The sequence below is a fragment of the Ralstonia mannitolilytica genome (genome assembly GCF_905397375.1).
Lineage (GTDB): Bacteria > Pseudomonadota > Gammaproteobacteria > Burkholderiales > Burkholderiaceae > Ralstonia > Ralstonia mannitolilytica.
In genome coordinates, this window is sequence record NZ_CAJPVG010000014.1 from 73,687 (window position 1) to 90,909 (window position 17,223).

19 protein-coding genes and 1 pseudogene are annotated in these 17,223 nt (G+C 55.9%); 19 read left to right on the forward strand and 1 reads right to left on the reverse strand.

The features are described 5' to 3' along the window. The first annotated feature begins 13 nt into the window (after positions 1 to 13). From KHN96_RS20390 to KHN96_RS20415, 6 genes are all read left to right on the forward strand, one after another. Positions 14 to 586, forward strand: a complete 573-nt coding sequence (locus tag KHN96_RS20390; protein ID WP_045786142.1) for a YqgE/AlgH family protein — start codon at positions 14 to 16, stop codon at positions 584 to 586. After that, entirely contained in the window at positions 579 to 1,022 is a 444-nt protein-coding gene (gene ruvX, locus KHN96_RS20395; RefSeq protein ID WP_062737512.1) for a Holliday junction resolvase RuvX, read from the forward strand. The genes KHN96_RS20390 and ruvX overlap by 8 nt, the downstream gene beginning before the upstream one ends. Then, positions 1,019 to 1,537, forward strand: a complete 519-nt coding sequence (gene pyrR / locus KHN96_RS20400; protein ID WP_045786144.1) for a bifunctional pyr operon transcriptional regulator/uracil phosphoribosyltransferase PyrR — start codon at positions 1,019 to 1,021, stop codon at positions 1,535 to 1,537. Before ruvX ends, pyrR begins: the two co-directional genes overlap by 4 nt. 70 nt (positions 1,538 to 1,607) lie before the next feature. Beyond that, entirely contained in the window at positions 1,608 to 2,579 is a 972-nt protein-coding gene (locus KHN96_RS20405) for an aspartate carbamoyltransferase catalytic subunit (RefSeq protein WP_045786145.1), read from the forward strand. A gap of 7 nt (positions 2,580 to 2,586) precedes the next feature. Further along, the gene (locus tag KHN96_RS20410; protein WP_062737515.1) at positions 2,587 to 3,864 is read left to right on the forward strand and encodes a dihydroorotase; all 1,278 of its coding nucleotides are present in this window, start codon (positions 2,587 to 2,589) and stop codon (positions 3,862 to 3,864) included. After that, positions 3,851 to 4,669, forward strand: coding sequence for a lysophospholipid acyltransferase family protein (locus tag KHN96_RS20415; RefSeq protein WP_062737516.1), 819 nt, complete (start codon positions 3,851 to 3,853; stop codon positions 4,667 to 4,669). Before KHN96_RS20410 ends, KHN96_RS20415 begins: the two co-directional genes overlap by 14 nt. Before the next feature lie 10 nt (positions 4,670 to 4,679). Here KHN96_RS20415 and KHN96_RS20420 read toward each other — a convergent pair whose 3' ends face one another. Further along, positions 4,680 to 5,534 (reverse strand): symmetrical bis(5'-nucleosyl)-tetraphosphatase, encoded by an 855-nt coding sequence (locus tag KHN96_RS20420; RefSeq protein WP_062737523.1) that lies wholly within the window; start codon positions 5,532 to 5,534, stop codon positions 4,680 to 4,682. A 217-nt stretch (positions 5,535 to 5,751) separates the two neighbouring features. Here KHN96_RS20420 and rfbB point away from each other — a divergent pair, with 217 nt between their 5' ends. The 13 genes and pseudogenes from rfbB to KHN96_RS20485 all read left to right on the forward strand — a co-directional run. Beyond that, positions 5,752 to 6,816: a dTDP-glucose 4,6-dehydratase gene (gene rfbB / locus KHN96_RS20425; protein ID WP_062737517.1), complete on the forward strand. Its 1,065-nt coding sequence runs from the start codon at positions 5,752 to 5,754 to the stop codon at positions 6,814 to 6,816. After that, a complete protein-coding gene (rfbD, locus tag KHN96_RS20430; RefSeq protein ID WP_082062814.1) occupies positions 6,806 to 7,759 on the forward strand; it encodes a dTDP-4-dehydrorhamnose reductase in 954 nt (317 codons plus the stop codon). The genes rfbB and rfbD overlap by 11 nt, the downstream gene beginning before the upstream one ends. Further along, the gene (gene rfbA, locus KHN96_RS20435; protein ID WP_062737518.1) at positions 7,756 to 8,658 is read left to right on the forward strand and encodes a glucose-1-phosphate thymidylyltransferase RfbA; all 903 of its coding nucleotides are present in this window, start codon (positions 7,756 to 7,758) and stop codon (positions 8,656 to 8,658) included. Before rfbD ends, rfbA begins: the two co-directional genes overlap by 4 nt. Continuing rightward, the gene (gene rfbC / locus KHN96_RS20440) at positions 8,655 to 9,206 is read left to right on the forward strand and encodes a dTDP-4-dehydrorhamnose 3,5-epimerase (protein ID WP_082062815.1); all 552 of its coding nucleotides are present in this window, start codon (positions 8,655 to 8,657) and stop codon (positions 9,204 to 9,206) included. Before rfbA ends, rfbC begins: the two co-directional genes overlap by 4 nt. 8 nt (positions 9,207 to 9,214) lie before the next feature. Then, entirely contained in the window at positions 9,215 to 9,613 is a 399-nt protein-coding gene (locus tag KHN96_RS20445) for a sugar 3,4-ketoisomerase (RefSeq protein WP_062737519.1), read from the forward strand. Continuing rightward, complete coding sequence (locus KHN96_RS22935; protein WP_082062816.1) at positions 9,610 to 10,065, forward strand: acyltransferase; 456 nt, start codon at positions 9,610 to 9,612, stop codon at positions 10,063 to 10,065. Before KHN96_RS20445 ends, KHN96_RS22935 begins: the two co-directional genes overlap by 4 nt. After that, positions 10,062 to 11,162, forward strand: a complete 1,101-nt coding sequence (locus KHN96_RS20455; RefSeq protein ID WP_062737520.1) for a DegT/DnrJ/EryC1/StrS family aminotransferase — start codon at positions 10,062 to 10,064, stop codon at positions 11,160 to 11,162. The genes KHN96_RS22935 and KHN96_RS20455 overlap by 4 nt, the downstream gene beginning before the upstream one ends. After that, positions 11,159 to 12,418 (forward strand): O-antigen translocase, encoded by a 1,260-nt coding sequence (locus KHN96_RS20460; protein ID WP_062737521.1) that lies wholly within the window; start codon positions 11,159 to 11,161, stop codon positions 12,416 to 12,418. The genes KHN96_RS20455 and KHN96_RS20460 overlap by 4 nt, the downstream gene beginning before the upstream one ends. Before the next feature lie 155 nt (positions 12,419 to 12,573). After that, entirely contained in the window at positions 12,574 to 13,710 is a 1,137-nt protein-coding gene (locus tag KHN96_RS20465; protein ID WP_147282527.1) for a glycosyltransferase family protein, read from the forward strand. Positions 13,711 to 13,729: 19 nt separating this feature from the next. Then, the gene (locus tag KHN96_RS20470; RefSeq protein ID WP_181817392.1) at positions 13,730 to 14,764 is read left to right on the forward strand and encodes an EpsG family protein; all 1,035 of its coding nucleotides are present in this window, start codon (positions 13,730 to 13,732) and stop codon (positions 14,762 to 14,764) included. Beyond that, positions 14,761 to 15,507, forward strand: coding sequence for a glycosyltransferase (locus tag KHN96_RS20475; RefSeq protein WP_082062818.1), 747 nt, complete (start codon positions 14,761 to 14,763; stop codon positions 15,505 to 15,507). The genes KHN96_RS20470 and KHN96_RS20475 overlap by 4 nt, the downstream gene beginning before the upstream one ends. 762 nt (positions 15,508 to 16,269) lie before the next feature. After that, on the forward strand, positions 16,270 to 16,506 hold the full coding sequence (locus tag KHN96_RS20480; protein WP_373994650.1) for a DUF1153 domain-containing protein: 237 nt from the start codon (positions 16,270 to 16,272) through the stop codon (positions 16,504 to 16,506). A gap of 315 nt (positions 16,507 to 16,821) precedes the next feature. Then, positions 16,822 to 17,223: pseudogene (locus KHN96_RS20485) on the forward strand (DDE-type integrase/transposase/recombinase); the annotation flags it as partial.

The window sequence follows — 17,223 nt, forward strand, 5'->3', positions numbered from 1 at the left end:
GTAAACTAGCCGCATGGCCTCGCCGGACGCACCCATCAATCTCACGAACCAGTTCCTCATCGCTATGCCCGGCATGGCGGACTCCACGTTTTCCGGCACGGTCGTGTACATGTGCGAGCACAACGAGCGCGGCGCGCTCGGCCTCGTGATCAACCGGCCCATCGACATCGACTTGGCGACGCTGTTCGACAAGATCGACCTCAAGCTCGAAATCCACCCCCTCGCAGAACAGCCCGTGTATTACGGCGGCCCGGTGCAGACCGAGCGCGGCTTCGTCCTGCATGACGCCACGGGCGCGTATTCGTCGTCGCTGGTGGTGCCGGGCGGGCTGGAAATGACCACCTCCAAGGATGTGCTCGAAGCCGTCGCCCAGGGCGGCGGGCCGCAGCGCTTCATCCTGACCCTCGGGTATGCCGGCTGGAGCGCCGGCCAGCTGGAAGACGAAATCGGCCGCAACGGCTGGCTGACCGTCCAGGCCGATCCCGACATCATCTTCAACGTGCCGGCCGAGGAGCGGTTTGCTGCCGCGCTGAACCTGCTCGGCATCAACCCCGCCATGCTGTCGGGCGAGGCAGGGCATGCCTGAGCCCGCATTGTCTGCGGGTCGGGCGGTCCACGCCGGCGTGCCGGCCGAAGGCACCTTGCTGGCATTCGATTACGGCGAAAGGCGCATCGGCGTGGCGCTGGGCAACACGATCTCGCGCTCGGCACGGGCGCTGGAGACGATTCCCAATCGCTCGGTCGATTTCCGCTTTGCGCAGATCACGCGCCTGGTCAACGAATGGCAGCCGGTCGGCTTCGTGGTCGGCATGCCCGTACACCCCGATGGCGAAGACCAGCCGATGATCAAGCTCGCGAAGCGCTTCGGCAATCAATTGCACGGCCGCTACGGCCTGCCGGTCAGCTGGGTGGACGAGCGCTATTCGTCGATCGCCGCGCAGGATGCCGGGGCTTCCGACGATGTGCTCGACGCCGAGGCCGCGCGCATCATCCTCCAACAGTTTTTCGACGAACTCGCATGACATCGCAACAGATCGATGCCGAGGCGCTGTACCAGAGCCTCGTTGCACAACTGCGCACGCGCATGGCCGAGGGCCACACCTGGTCGATCGCCGGAATCGTGAGCGGCGGCGCCTGGATCGCCAAGCGCCTGGCGCATGACCTCGGCTTGTCGGAATACGGCGTCGTCAACGTCGCCCTGCACCGCGACGACTACGCCAAGAAGGGCCTGCACGCCAAGGCGCAGCCGACCACGCTGCCATTCGACGTGAACGAGCGCCGCATCCTGCTGGTGGACGACGTGCTGGCCAGCGGCCGCACCATCCGCGCGGCCATCAACGAACTGTTCGACTACGGCCGCCCCGCGGCGGTGGAGTTGGCCGTGCTGGTGGACCGCGGCGAACGCCAACTGCCTGTGGCGCCGGATTACATCGGTGAACGCGTCTCGCTGCCCGCCAACGAATCGCTTGTGCTGAGCGAAACGGGCGAGGGCAGCGCCGCGCGCTTCACGTTCACGCGCGAGCCCAAGGGTGCCTGAGCTTGCGCGTTGCATCGCTTCTGCTTTGTCCTGTCCTGACTTGACCTGACCTCGTCGCTTTTCGTTTCTCATGCCCAAGACTTTCGCCAACCCGCAGCTCACGAAAAACGGCGAGCTCAAGCACCTGCTGTCGATCGAGGGGCTGTCGCGCGACATCCTCACGCACGTGCTGGACACCGCGCAGCAGTTCGTGTCCGTCTCGGACGCCGACCGCGAGGTCAAGAAGGTGCCCTTGCTGCGCGGCAAGAGCGTGTTCAATCTGTTCTTCGAGAACTCCACGCGCACGCGCACCACGTTCGAGATCGCGGCCAAGCGGCTGTCGGCGGACGTGATCAACCTGAACATCAACGCGTCGTCCACGAGCAAGGGCGAATCGCTCCTGGACACGATCAACAACCTGTCGGCCATGCAGGCCGATATGTTCGTCGTGCGGCATGCAAGTTCGGGCGCGCCGTACCTGATTGCCGAACACGTTGCGCCGCATGTGCACGTGATCAACGCCGGCGATGGCCGCCACGCGCACCCCACGCAGGGGCTGCTCGACATGTACACCATCCGCCACTACAAGAAGGATTTCTCCAACCTGACGGTGGCGATCGTCGGTGACATCCTGCACTCGCGCGTGGCGCGTTCCGACATCCACGCGCTGACGACGCTGGGCTGCGCCGAAGTGCGCGCCATCGGGCCGCGCACGCTGCTGCCGAGCGGCCTCGAACACATGGGCGTGCGGGTCTTCCACAGCATGGAAGAGGGGCTGCGGGGCGTTGACGTCGTCATCATGCTGCGCCTGCAGAACGAGCGCATGAGCGGTGCGCTGCTGCCGTCCGCGCAGGAGTACTTCAAGGCCTATGGCCTGACGCAGGAGCGCCTGGCGCTGGCCAAGCCCGACGCCATCGTGATGCACCCAGGCCCGATGAACCGCGGCGTGGAGATCGACTCCGCCGTGGCCGACGGCGTGCAGTCGGTGATCCTGAACCAGGTGACGTTCGGCATCGCGGTCCGCATGGCCGTGATGGGCATCGTGGCTGGCAACAACGACTAAGAAACCGATGAAACTGCATATCAAAGGTGGCCGCCTGATCGACCCGGCCAACGGCATCGACGCGCAACAGGATCTGTACATCGCGGCAAGCAAGGTCGTGGGCGTGGGCCACGCACCGGCGGACTTCCATGCCAACAAGACGATCGACGCGACGGGCCTGATCGTTTGCCCGGGCCTGATCGATCTGTCTGCCCGCTTGCGTGAGCCGGGCTTCGAATACAAGGCGACGCTCGAGTCGGAAATGGCCGCGGCGATGGCGGGCGGTGTCACGTCACTGGTGTGCCCGCCGGATACCGACCCGGTGCTGGACGAGCCAGGCCTCGTCGAGATGCTGAAGTTCCGCGCGCGCAACCTGAACCAGGCGCACGTGTATCCGCTCGGCGCGCTGACCGTCGGCCTGAAAGGCGCGGTGCTGACCGAGATGGCCGAGCTGACTGAATCGGGCTGCGTGGGCTTCTCGCAAGCCGATGCGCCGATGGCCGACACGCAGGTGCTGATGCGCGCGCTGCAATATGCGCAGACGTTCGGCTTTACGGTCTGGCTGCGCCCTGAAGACCCGTACCTGGGCAAGGGCGGCGTGGCGGCGAGCGGGCCGCTGGCTTCGCGCCTGGGTCTTTCAGGCGTGCCGGTGATGGCCGAGACGGTGCGCCTGCATACGATCTTTGAACTCATGCGCAGCACCGGCGCACGCGTGCACCTGTGCCGCCTGTCGTCGGCCGCCGGCGTCGAGCTCGTGCGCCGCGCCAAGGCGGAAGGCCTGCCTGTGACGTGCGACGTGAACGTCCACCACATTTCGCTGACGGACGTGGACATCGGCTACTTCAATTCGCAGATGCGCTTCGTGCCGCCGCTGCGCTCCGGCCGCGATCGCGACGGCATCGTGCGCGGCCTGGCCGACGGCACCATCGATGCGATCTGCTCCGACCACACCCCTGTGGACGACGACGAGAAGCTGCTGCCGTTCGCCGAGGCCTCGCCCGGCGCGACGGGCCTCGAAACGCTGCTGCCGCTGACCCTGCGCTGGGCCGCCGAGCACAAGGTCGAGCTTCCGAAGGCTCTCGCGCGCATCACCAGCGAGCCGGCCCGTGTGCTGGGCTTGCAGGCGGGCTCGCTGGAAGTCGGTGCGATGGCCGATGTGTGCGTGTTCGACCCCGAGGCGACGTGGAAGGTCGAGCCGCGCAGCCTGCGCAGCCAGGGCAAGAACTCGCCGTACCTCGGTTTCGAGTTGGCCGGCCGCGTGCGCGCTACGCTGGTCGCGGGCCATCTCGCCTATGACGCGCAGTGACGGCGGCATGAGCGACGTCGCGCCCGAGGCCACGTCTTCGGCTCCAGCGGCGTCCGTGCCGCAGCGCAAGTTCGTGCTGCGCAAGCTGCGGCTGCTCGTGCATCTGGCCGAAGGCATCGTCACCTGCGCGCTGCTCTTCTGGTGGATCGGGCCGCGCGCCAAGCAGGCGCTGATCCAGCGGTGGTCGCGCAAGCTGCTGGCATTGTTCCGCGTCTCATTGGTCGTGCGCGGCGAAACCGCCGACGCCAAGGACCTGGCCGGCTCGATGCTGGTGTCGAACCACGTGTCGTGGCTCGACATCTACGCGATCAACAGCTGGCACCCGCCGCGCTTCGTTGCCAAATCGGAGATCCGCTCCTGGCCGGTGATCGGCTGGCTGTGCGCCCAGACCGGCGTGCTGTTTGTCGAGCGCGCCCGCAAGCGCGACGCGCACCGCATCATGCACGCCATCGCCGACGCGATGCGCGCGGGCGATGTGGTGTGCGTGTTTCCGGAGGGCACGACGTCGAGCGGGCTGCAGCTGCTGCCGTTTCACGCCAACCTGTTCCAGGCGCCGGTGACTGCCGGCGCGCCGATCCGTCCGCTGGCGCTGCGCTATCGCGTCGCCGCCACGGGCGAGTTGACGACGATCCCCGCGTACATCGACGACCTGACGCTGCTCGATTCCGTCAACGCCATCCTCAACGGGCCGCCGCTGGTGGTGGAAGTCTTCGTGGGGGCCGCGATGGCCCCGGAGATGGACCGTCGCGCGCTGGCCGCGCACAGCGAGCAGGCCGTCGCCGCGCTGATCCACCGCGCGGGCTAGGGCGTTTCAGCTACTTCGCCTTGTGGGCGAGTGGGTCCTGCGCCTGCTCGCACGACACCTGCACGACGCTTCGATCGGCCGGCGCCAGCGCCAGCTTGGCCGCTGTGAGCTTACCGCCCCACACGCAGCCCGTATCCAGGCCCATCACGTCGTCGCGCATCACCAGCCCGCGCGTCGACCAGTGTCCAAAGACGATCGGCGTGCCGCGTGTGCGGCGACCGGGCACGTCGAACCACGGCATGTGGCCGTCCGGCGCGCCGTCGGCATCCGTCGTCTCGAACTCCATCGTGCCGTCGGGCTTGCAGAAACGCAGGCGGGTGAGGGCGTTGATCGTCAGGCGCAAGCGGTCCATGCCGACGAGATCGGGGCTCCACTTGTCGGGCTGGTTGCCAAACGCGTCGGCCAGGAAGGTCTTCCAGTGTGCGCTGCGCAGCTCCCGCTCGACTGCGCCCGCGAGCTCCAGCACGTCGCCGGTGGTCCATTGGGGCAGTACCCCGGCATGGACCATCAGGAAGCTGTTCTCGAAGATCGCCAGCGGTTGATGGCGCAGCCACGTGATGAGCTGGTCGCAATCCGGTGCGGCCAGGATGTCGGCGATGGTGTCGCGCTTGCCGGGCTTGCGTACGCCGGCAGCGACCGCCAGGAGATGGATGTCGTGGTTGCCCAGGACGGTGCGGGCCCGCCCCGCCTCGCATAGGGCGATCACCTGGCGCAGTGTGGCCAGGGAATCGGGGCCGCGGTTGATAAGGTCGCCGACGAAGCGCAGGGGGGTGTCGGGCGGCAGCGCGGCCAGGAGGGCTTGGAGGGGGGAGCAGCAGCCCTGGAGGTCGCCGATGGCGTGGGGAAGGATTGACACGATAAGAATGTGGATCAAAAGCCGCGCATTGCCCCGGGATGGGATGTCTACGTCCCAAGTGTTACAAGGCGCTACAGAAACATTCGGCCGTTTGGCAGGGGCAACCCTAGCGTCGGCTAGAATACGCCACTTCTTATTGCATTTAACAAAGTCGATCGTTCTCGCACCTCAGGCGCGGTGCGGGCTTAGCCCGCGTGCGCGAGTCGCGCGACAAGGAGCACATAATTTGTCCCATATCCTCGTCACTGGCGGTGCCGGCTTCATTGGGGGTAATTTTGTTCTGAACTGGTTGGCCAATCCCGCTGCGGATGGCATTGTCAACGTTGACAAGCTGACCTACGCCGGCAACCGGAAGACGCTCGCCAGCGTGGAGCGCGATCCGCGCCACGTATTCTCCCAGACGGACATCTGCGATCGTGCGGCGCTCGATCAGTTGTTCGCACAGTACAAGCCGCGTGCAGTGGTTCACTTTGCTGCCGAGAGCCACGTGGATCGATCCATCCACGGCCCCGGCGAGTTCATCCAGACCAACATTGTCGGCACCTTCACCCTTCTGGAAGCTGCGCGTGCTTACTGGGGTGGACTCGACGACGAAGCCAAGGGTGCATTCCGCTTCCTGCATGTTTCGACGGACGAGGTCTTTGGCTCGCTCGGCCCGACCGACCCGCAGTTCTCCGAAACCACGCCGTATGCACCGAACAGCCCATACTCCGCGTCCAAGGCAGCATCGGACCACCTCGTGCGCGCCTATCACCATACGTATGGGCTGCCGGTCCTGACGACCAACTGTTCCAACAACTACGGTCCGTACCATTTTCCGGAAAAGCTGATCCCCCTGATGATCACCAATGCGCTCAGCGGCAAGCCTTTGCCGGTGTACGGTGATGGGCAGAACGTGCGCGACTGGCTGTATGTGGGCGACCATTGCGCGGCCATTCGTGAGGTGCTCGCACGTGGCCGCCTGGGCGAGACGTACAACGTGGGCGGCTGGAATGAGAAGACCAATCTCGACGTCGTTTATACCCTGTGCGACCTGCTGGATGAACTCAAGCCAAAGGCGACGGGCTCCTATCGCGATCAGATCACCTTCGTAAAGGATCGCCCTGGCCACGACCGCCGCTACGCCATTGACGCACGAAAACTCGAGCGTGAGCTTGGTTGGAAACCGGCCGAGACTTTCGAGACCGGCTTGCGGAAGACTGTTCAGTGGTATCTCGACAACCAGGCGTGGGTGCAGGACGTCGTTTCGGGCGAGTATCGCAACTGGGTGGCGAAGCAATATGCTCCATAGTGCGCATACCTCGCCAACGCTACTTGTCACAGGCAGTACTGGGCAAGTTGGGTCTGAACTCACACGCAGTCTTGCCCCGCTAGGAAAAGTTCACGCATTGGATCGCATTGGGTGTGATTTTTCACAACCTGCGCAGATCCGAGAGGCGGTGGAGAGTATTCGGCCCGATATCATTGTTAATGCGGCTGCCTATACTGCCGTCGATGAAGCGGAAACCGATGTAGACGCGGCTTATGCCATCAACGCGAGGGCACCACAAGCGCTTGCGGAAGCGGCAGCGAAATCGGGTGCACTGTTGATCCACTATTCAACCGATTATGTATTCGACGGACAGAAGCAAGAGCCTTATGTCGAGGATGATCCAACGAATCCCCTCTCCGTCTACGGCAAGAGTAAGCTAGCCGGTGAGAGTGCGATTACCAAGATTCACGAGCGACACTTAATTCTACGCGCGAGTTGGATATTTAGCGTTTGGGGTAATAATTTCTTCACCACGATGCTCAAGCTGGCCGGTGAGCAGGCGCGACTTCGAGTCGTAGCAGACCAACATGGTGCCCCGACATCCGCGAGCCTGATCGCCGACGTGACCGCTCACTTGGTCGCTCAATATCTTCGGGCGTGCGGCGATGTTCGTTTTCCCTATGGTGTCTACCATCTTGCAGCCGCAGGTGTGACTACGTGGCACCAATATGCCCAACTAATCGTGGAGCGCGCGCTCACAATTGGTCTACTACACGAGGGCAGGGCTCCCAGTATTGAAGCGATTCTCTCCAGTCAGTATCCCCGCGCCGCTCCGCGGCCGGAGAATTCGCGGTTGGCAACAGATAGGCTACAAACGACGTTTGGTTTGACACTGCCTCGCTGGGAGGAGGGACTTGAGCAAAGCTTGAGACTACTGGCGGTTTCACAAAATCTAATGATGGAGCGGAGTACGCGTTCATGAACAATCGCAAAGGCATCATCTTGGCAGGCGGCTCGGGAACACGCCTATACCCTGCAACGCGAGCCATCTCAAAGCAGTTGCTGCCGGTTTATGATAAACCGATGATTTATTATCCGCTTTCCACACTAATGCTGGCGGGTATTCGGGATATTCTCATAATCTCCACTCCGCAAGATACGCCTCGATTTGAGCAACTGCTAGGTGATGGTAGTCAATGGGGTATTCAATTGCAATACGCGGTCCAGCCATCGCCGGACGGCTTGGCCCAAGCTTTCATCATTGGTGAGAATTTTATCGGCGGCAATAATTGTGCCCTGGTGCTAGGTGATAATATTTTTCATGGTGGTGATTTCGTGTCACTGCTGGCGCGGGCGACGGAGAAGGTTGAAGGTGCAACAGTATTCGCATATCCGGTGCAGGATCCGGAGCGCTATGGCGTGGTGGAGTTTGATGCGAAGGGTAGCGCTATCAGTTTGGAGGAGAAGCCTCGGCAACCCAAGTCGCGATACGCTGTGACCGGATTGTACTTCTACGACAATCATGTCGTGGAAATTGCCAAAAGTATTCGACCCTCGCCTCGTGGGGAACTAGAAATTACTGACATCAACAGAGTCTATCTTGCGCGGAAGCAGCTTGATGTCCAATTGATGGGACGGGGATATGCCTGGCTCGACACGGGAACACACGAATCTATGCTTGAGGCGGGGCAATTCATTCACACAATCGAGCACCGACAAGGGCTCAAAGTAGCGTGCCCAGAAGAAATTGCCTATCGGTTTGGATACATCGACGCTGCAGCCTTGACGCGTTTGGCGGAGCCTCTTGCTAAGACCGGCTACGGCGCGTATTTGCTGCGTTTGCTCGAGGAGCAATTATTTGGAGCAAGGCAACCCAAATGAAAATTATTCGAACTGGGATTCCCGATGTGTTGGTGATTGAGCCGCAGATTTTTCAGGATGACCGGGGGTACTTTTTTGAGAGTTTTCATCAGGGAAGGTTTGATCAGGCCATTGGACGGCCTATTAGGTTTGTGCAAGATAATCAGTCGAGATCTAGGCGAGGTGTTTTGCGCGGATTACATTATCAAATTGACCGTCCACAGGGGAAGTTAATACGAGTTTGTGACGGTGAGGTGTTTAGCGTCGCTGTGGATTTGCGTTTGAATTCTGCGACGTTTGGCAAGTGGACAGGGGTATTATTGTCCAGTCAGAATTTCCACCAACTTTGGTTGCCGGAAGGTTTTGCGCACGGATTCTATGTGCTTTCAATGTGGGCAAATTTACAGTACAAGTCTACGGAATTCTGGTATGCCGAAGGGGAGCGCATTATTCGGTGGGATGATGCAGATTTGTCAATTAGATGGCCATTGGTGGGGAAGCCTATTTTATCGAGTAAGGACTCGTTCGGGGGTTCCTTTCGTACGGCAATTAAATATAATTTTCCCTAGGTTGTGTGATGGAAATTAAATTTGTGCCTCTGCAGGAGCGGAGTGATGATAGGGGTTCATTAGTTATTTTGGAAGGAGGGGTGAACTTTCCATTCCCGATTCGTCGTATTTACTATGTTTTCGGTGCGGATGGGACTGTTAGAAGAGGCTTTCACGCTCATAAGAAATTAAATCAGTTGGCGATTGCAATTCAAGGATCGTGCCGCTTTCATTTGGATGATGGACGTGAAAAGTTGGATTTAACTCTGGACAATCCGGCGCTAGGGTTAATGTTGCCGCCTATGCTGTGGCATGAGATGTACGATTTCTCGCCGGACTGTCTGTTGATGGTGGTGGCGGATGATCTCTATGATGAAAGTGATTACATTAGAGATTATAATAGCTTCATTGAGGTGAGTGGGAGATGATTCATTCACTCAGCGACGTTCAGGCTACAAATATTGGGGAAGGCACCCGAATCTGGCAGTTTGTAGTTGTGCTGCCCGGTGCGAAAATAGGGTCTGAATGTAATATATGCTCTCATTGCTTTATAGAAAACGATGTGGTCATTGGGGATCGGGTAACGGTGAAATGCGGGGTGCAGCTATGGGACGGAATGGTTGTTGAAGACGATGTTTTTATTGGTCCCAATGTGACGTTCTCGAACGATAGTTATCCGCGCTCCAAACAGTATCCAGAGATTTTCAAGAAAACCGTTATTCGGCAAGGAGCTTCTATCGGTGCCAACGCTACCATCCTACCAGGCATTACAGTCGGTAAGGGGGCCATGATCGGTGCGGGTAGCGTCGTCACGAAAGACGTACCTGAATTCTCTGTTGTACTAGGAAACCCCGCAAAAGTGATTCGATTTTTGTCATGAATATTCCTTTCCTCGATCTCAAAGCAATTAACCTGAGCCATAGGCTACAATTGGAAGCGGCATTCGAAAAAGTGCTGCATTCCGGTTGGTATATCTTGGGGCAGGAGGTGACGGCCTTTGAACAGGAGTTCGCGCAGTATTGCGGCGTTATGCATGCTATTGGAGTAAGCAATGGACTTGATGCCCTGCACTTAATTCTGCGTGCGTACGGTATCGGAACCGGAGATGAGGTGATTGTTCCTGCCAATACCTACATCGCGACGTGGCTTGCTGTTACCTATGCAGGTGCGAAACCTGTGCCGGTAGAGCCGGTAGAGGGCACTTATAACATTGATCCTGCATGCATTGAGCGCGCGATTACGCCAAGGACGCGAGCCATTATGCCGGTCCATCTGTATGGACAGCCGGCAGATATGGGGGCCATCATGTCAATTGCCAGCAAGTATGGTCTCAAAGTCATTGAGGACGCTGCGCAATCGCATGGAGCGGTATTCCAAGGCCATAGAGCTGGAAATCTGGGTCATGCAGCAGGATTCAGTTTTTATCCAGGCAAGAATCTGGGCGCGCTTGGGGATGCAGGGGCTATTACAACCAACGATGACGAGCTTGCGGATAAAGTCCGTCTTTTGTTGAATTACGGCTCAAGGAAAAAATATCATAATGAGATACGCGGCTTCAATTGCCGGCTTGATGAACTGCAAGCTGCGTTTCTACGTGTCAAGTTGCCGCATTTAGATGCCGAGAACGCTCGGCGTCAATCGATTGCTGAACAGTATCAAACGGCTTTTCGGGAAACCGAACTGCTGCTTCCCGAAATCCATCCATTTGCCACCTCAGTTTGGCATCTCTATGTAGTACGTCATCCGAACCGAGAAAAGCTTCTGCAGTCGCTCAATGAGAAGGGGATTGGAACCATGATTCACTATCCTATTCCCCCTCATTTGCAGGACGCTTATCGGGATCTCAATTACGGCCTTGGTTCGCTGCCGATCACGGAACGTATTCACGAGCAAGTGCTTAGCTTGCCAATGGGGCCGACTATGACGGACGAGCAGGTCCAAACAGTGATTGTCGCGGTGAAATCGAGTCTCAAGTGAAACGCTTGCTAGGTGTGACTGCACTCAGCGCAATCCTATCCGCGTTGCGTATGGTAAGCGGGTTCGCCATTGCGAAAGTCATCGCCGTGTATACGGGGCCTAGTGGGATGGCCATGCTCGGCCAAGTACAGAGTCTCGTGGCGGCGCTTAACGGAATCGCCGCCGCTCCTGCTGGTAATGGCGTTGTGCGCTATACCGCTGAACATCATTCATGCGGATTTGATGCGTGCGCGCCGTGGTGGCGGGCAAGCTTGCGTTGGATTCTGTGGCTGCTCGCTTCGATGATGCTGCTGGTGTGCTTCGCTGCCGTACCGCTGTCCGCATGGCTGTTCGCGAATGACCAGTACTTTTGGCTGATCATCGTTGTAGCAATGGTTTTACCGCTGTCTGTGCTGAATGCGCTACTTGCTTCGGTCATCAATGGCTTACAGGACTACACGCGCTATATTGGTCTGGGCTTTCTTTCAGTGCTTGTTGCGACTGCCGTGATGCTGGGAATGATTGTCGCTTATCGATTGACCGGCGCTCTACTAGCAGCGGCTGTTTTTCCCGCCCTTTCTGGCTGCATCATGCTGGCCGGAAGCGCGCGACAGCCTTGGTTCAGGTTGGCCTACTGGGTCGGGAAAGTTGACCGCAAAGCATTGAGCGGTGTCGGAGCCTATGTGGCCATGGCAATTACAAGCGCCATCTGTACACCGGTCGCCTTGGTATTGATACGTAAAATTCTCGTAGCCAGTGCCGATTGGAATGAGGCGGGACAGTGGCAAGCGGTTTACAAAATATCTGAAGCATATTTAGGGATTATTACACTGGGGCTTAGTACATACTACTTGCCGCGCTTATCGAAGCTGCAAGGTGACGAGGTTCGACGCGAGGTTATTGATACAGCGAAGATAATTATTCCAATTGTTATGGCTCTAGCGGTTGCCGTCTATTTGCTGCGTGATTTTGCAATCGAACTCCTATTCACTCGAAAATTCCAACAAGCGAGGGACTTATTTGGTGTGCAATTGCTCGGTGACGTGCTGAAAATCGCGAGCTGGTTAGTCGCTTATCCCATGTTATCGAGAGGTGCTGCGCGCTGGTTTATCGCGACAGAAATTACATTCTCTTTTTTGATGGCGATTCTGGCTTGGTTGTTGGTGCCGAAATATGGTGCTCAAGGCGCTAATCTGGCGTACGCGCTTAATTATTTTCTATATCTAATATTTTTGTTATGTAACTGGAAGAATGTCATGAATCCGAGGGTGGTTTGAGTACGGCATTTTTTTGCGCAGATGGAGTTTTGGGTTTGGGGGTTCCATTAACCACGAGTCATCTTTTCCGTCTAGCAATGCATACCAAGTGAGATAATTGCGACCCTCTAAATCAGGGTGCATGATACCATCCTTTTCGGCGCTATTCTTGGAATATGAATATACTTTTGATTGGAGAGTACTCATCGGTCCATACAGAGCTGTCTAAGGCACTGACAAAAAAAGGGCACCGAGTTACCACCATTTCGGACGGGGACGGCTATAAGAACTTTCCGGCTGATATCCTGATTAAAGAGCCACCCACTTCCAGTGTTGGCAAGATCATTCGTAACTTCTCTGATTTCCTTGGCGTCAAGGGATTTGTTCTCTATTTGAAAAATCGAAAGGCGCTCTCTGGGCTTAGGGATTTCGATGTTGTGCAGATCATCAACCCAGTCGCCATTCAACCTTTCGGTTCGATCGCAAACATTTTATTTTTAAGGGATATTTTTAAGAACAATAAAAAGGTATACCTTGCGGCGTTAGGCGACGATTTTAGTTGGGTAAGTGCATGCTTGCGAGGAAAGTTCAATTATTCCGCCCTTGATCGATTGAGGTTGAGGACAGTGGTGGAATATCGATATTCGCTGCGATATCTCTATGGGTTAGGCTATAGAGCATTGGACCGGTTTGTTAAAAAGAGATGCAGCGCAATAATACCGGGCCTTCTGGACTACTATCTTGCGCACGAAGGAGAGCGGCGAGTTTGTGGAGTCATCCCGCTCCCAATTGATGACGAATTGTTTGTTGCGCCAACAGCAGCAGATAGGAAAATAAAGATCTTTCACGGCTGGCAAGTTGGCAAAGAAAATAAAAAGGGGAATGATATTCTCGACGCTGCAGCGCGTAGAATCGTTCAGGAGTTCGGCATAAATAGTGTAGAGTACACAGTCGCACAGAATCTCCCCTATTCCGAGTATATTCGGTTATTTCGGGATTGCGATATATTTTTAGATCAAGTGTTCAGCTATGACCGTGGTGTGAATGGTGCATTGGGTATGGCGCTTGGGAAGGTCGTGTTTTCTGGCTTTGAAAGAGTTGAACGACACCAGAAAGCAAGGCATGTGCAAATAAAGAAAATTGGCGTTAATGCGATTCCAGATGCAGACGCGATAGCAGCGTGCTTGCGAGAACTAATCGAGGACCGGGAGCTTATGGCTTCGATAAAGAAGCAGGCTTATGATTTCGCGTCGATGGAATATAGATCGAGTCGGGTTGTGGATAAATATATCAACCTATGGAATTCGGCCTAGCATGTTTTTCTACATAGTCTTGCAACTGTTCCTGGCTATCCCGCTATTGGTCGTCAAGCAAGCGCGGTTACCTAGAGCATTGACCGCGCTGTGCACACTTCCATTATTGTTTGCGTTGTCGCAGAAAGGGTTGGTAGGCACGGATACCTATACCTATGTCAAGATTATTGAAGACATAAATCTGGGCCTGCCTTTGGGCTATGGGTACGAGCCTGGATTCGTGATGCTTGTAAGGCTGATTCTTACGGTTACAGATGATCCCATAGCGGTAATTAACACTATCTCCGTGGCGTCGGTTGCGATTATTATATTTTCTATTCTGAGAAGTGATAATGTAAGGCAAGATGTAATATATTCTGTTGTTTTTTCCTACATAATATTGGATGTCGGAATGAACTCGATCCGATTTGGAGCGGCGCTCTCGCTATTTCTTCTAGGGGCGTCCTACAAGGAACAGAGTAGAATCCGCTCTTGGTTGCTTTTTTCCATCGCTCCGTTCTTTCAATTCACTGTCGTCTATTTGATATTTGGGGTTTTGTGCTTAGATTTTATGGAAGGTAAGCGGACGCGTGGAAACCGGGTGTTGCTATTTTTTTTCGGTGTACTTTTTTTCCTCGCGATTATTATTCTTTTCTGGGAAAACGTGAGAGAGAAGGTATCGATATATTTTGATGGTGGGTTTTCCTCTCCGGGCGCTGCATCGGGACTTGCGCCGTTTATTATGTCGTTGATATTGGTTTTTATTTCGTTTGTCGAACAAAAGAAAAGAATTGCAGCTATTCCATTTGCTGTTGCCGCAATTTGTTTTGCATTGGCTCAATATAGTTATATGTTTCTTCGTATTCTGCAGATGAATCTTGTCTTGTTGGCAATGGTGGTGGCTGCTACACCAGTGGGTATGGTAAAGCCGGCTAGGCACGGTCTAGTCAATTTCTTGGTCGTTGTTTTATTTTTCTTGGGGTGTTCATTTAAGATAAAAAATTTTCTAGATGAGCAGGCCGCCGGGTTGAGTGAATCGCCGTTTATACCTTACTCCACAAAGACGTCATTATGATTTCCGTAATAATGGGTGTTTGTGCTGTTGATGATTATTTAAAGCTCGCTTTGGATAGCATTACAAAACAAACTTACCAAGATTTTGAGCTGATAGTGATTGCGAATGGGCCTAGGCGGGACCTCGTGAAATTGGCTGTGGAACAACACTGTGGAGGTCTGGGCAAGGTGAGGGTCTATACAACTCCAATTGGCCAGCTATCTCATGCGCTGAATATTGGTATTGGGTATGCGCGCGGCGAATATATTGCTCGCATGGACAGTGACGATGTGTCTCATCCAGAGCGCCTAGAGCGGCAGTTACGTTTTCTCGAAGAACGAAAACTAGATCTGGTTGGCTCAGATATCAATTTAATAGACGAAAGCGGCACTCATATTGGAGTGCGTATTTATCCTAAAGGCGATGCTATTGATCGAAAGCTGCCGTTCTCCAATCCTTTTGCGCATAATACAGTTTTAGCCAAAAAGAGTGTTTTTATCGAGGCGAGAGGATATAACTCTGGTTTTAATTCAGAGGACTATGATCTGTGGCTTAGGGTAAAGCGACTTGGGGTTAGATGGGATAATATTCCTGAGGTCTTGTTGGATTATAGAATTCACAGTGGCGCTTCGCAGAGAAGATTGCTTGGATATGCTGAATGTACTGCTTTGGCGGTACGTGAATTTATTTTGGATAAGTCTGTGATTAATTTATTCGCCATTGGGTTTCATTTCTTCAAATCCTTGGTTAGGGCTAGAAAGTAGAGGGGTATGGAGAAATTACTTTTTTAACAGTGACCGAAATCACCGCCGTTGAGCAGCTTACTGTGTCGGCTAACGATGTAAACCGCTGATTTACGGCAATCTGCAGTCACTTGGACACTTCGGAGCACGTCATAATTGGCCTGCAATCAGACACTGATGCTGAGGTTAGGCGCCTCGCACAGCGTCGGCTCTTACATATTTTAGACAAGAATCTGATGCTGCGTTGGCAACACCTGCTGACGCAGCCCTCATTCTTGGTTTTAGATTAGTGATTAGAGAAATCGGTTTTTTGAGTACAGCAGCGGTGGTATCGAGAAGCAGGTAGGTTGCCAGCGCAACGCAAAAACGCGGGAATGCTGTTGCATTATGGGAAATATCCCCTGCGCCCCTGTAGGAGTGGGTGCGGTGTTATTTTCAAGGAAACAATTTCGCTATGGTGATTGGTCGAAAATCGAGAAAGAGCACGAGCTCATGTGGGCATTGAGTAATGCCGTTCAGTTAAGGTCTTTCCGAAGATATCGAAGGCCGTAACGAGCAGGACGGGCTTTGACGGCCCGATCGCATTTGCGGTGGGGCGGTTTACATTCATGAAGCGGCTTGAGGTGCTCGCGTAGGTGTTCGAGAACGGCGGGGAGCTTAGCTAACGCTGGCTTGCGTGAAAATGCCGGTGAAAATCTGCTCACGTCACAATGAGAGAAACGACGATGAGCACGAAGATGAAAGGACACATCAAGCGTTGGACGGTCAAGCGCGAGAGCGCTGGTGCTGGGCATCATCAAAGGGGAGAAGACGCTCGCGGAGGCTAGCCGAGCCGCCGATCTGTCGCCCTCCGAGATCGAGCACTGGGTGGACAACGGCAAGCGCGGCGTGGAGACCGCACTGGGAGCCACCCCGCTTGACATGAAGGAGCAGTACGACGGCAGATCAAGGATTTGCAGAAAGCAACCGGCGAGGCGCATGCTGGAGCTGCGCACCAGAAAAAAATGCAGTCCCTGCTGAGTGAGGACGACAAATATCGAGATGATCCGCCAGGGACTGCAGGCCGAGGGCATTACTGTCTTGATCTCGAAGTTGTGCCGTTGATTTGAGCTGCCACGGCGCACCGTGTACTACCCCGACGTGAAGGCGGCCCCGAAGGTGCAAGCCCCGATTTGTAGGGCCGATCAAGGCGATGCTTGAGGAGCCGCCGTCATTCGGCTACCGCACCGTCGCGCATCTGCTCAGGTTCAACAATAATACGATACAGCGCATCTTCCAACTGATGGACTGGCAGGTTCGCAAACGGCCCGTTGGCTTGCCCGACGCGTTCAGGCCATGCTGTCAAAAGCCACGGCCGCGAACGAACGCCGTTCGACCGACATGTGCCGCACCTGGACTGGACGCGACGGTTGGGCGACCCTGGCACTGGTGATCGATTGCCGCATGCGGGAGTTGCTCGGCTGGCATCTGTCGCGCAGCGGCCGCGCCCGCACCGCATCCAGTGCTCTGGAGCATGCGCTGATCGCCCGGTTCGGCACGCTTGGGCGCGTGCCCAAACCGTTCCTGCTGCGAAGCGACAACGGTCTGGTCTTTACGAGCCGCAACTACGGAGCCCCGAAGCTATGGCCGGACCTGTCAGCAATTTCGTGTTCAAGGCATAACATGCTCCCAAGGAGACCTTATGCCTGGCAAACCGAAGACCAAGCCGGCCGATCTGCCGGCGATCCCCGCCGAACT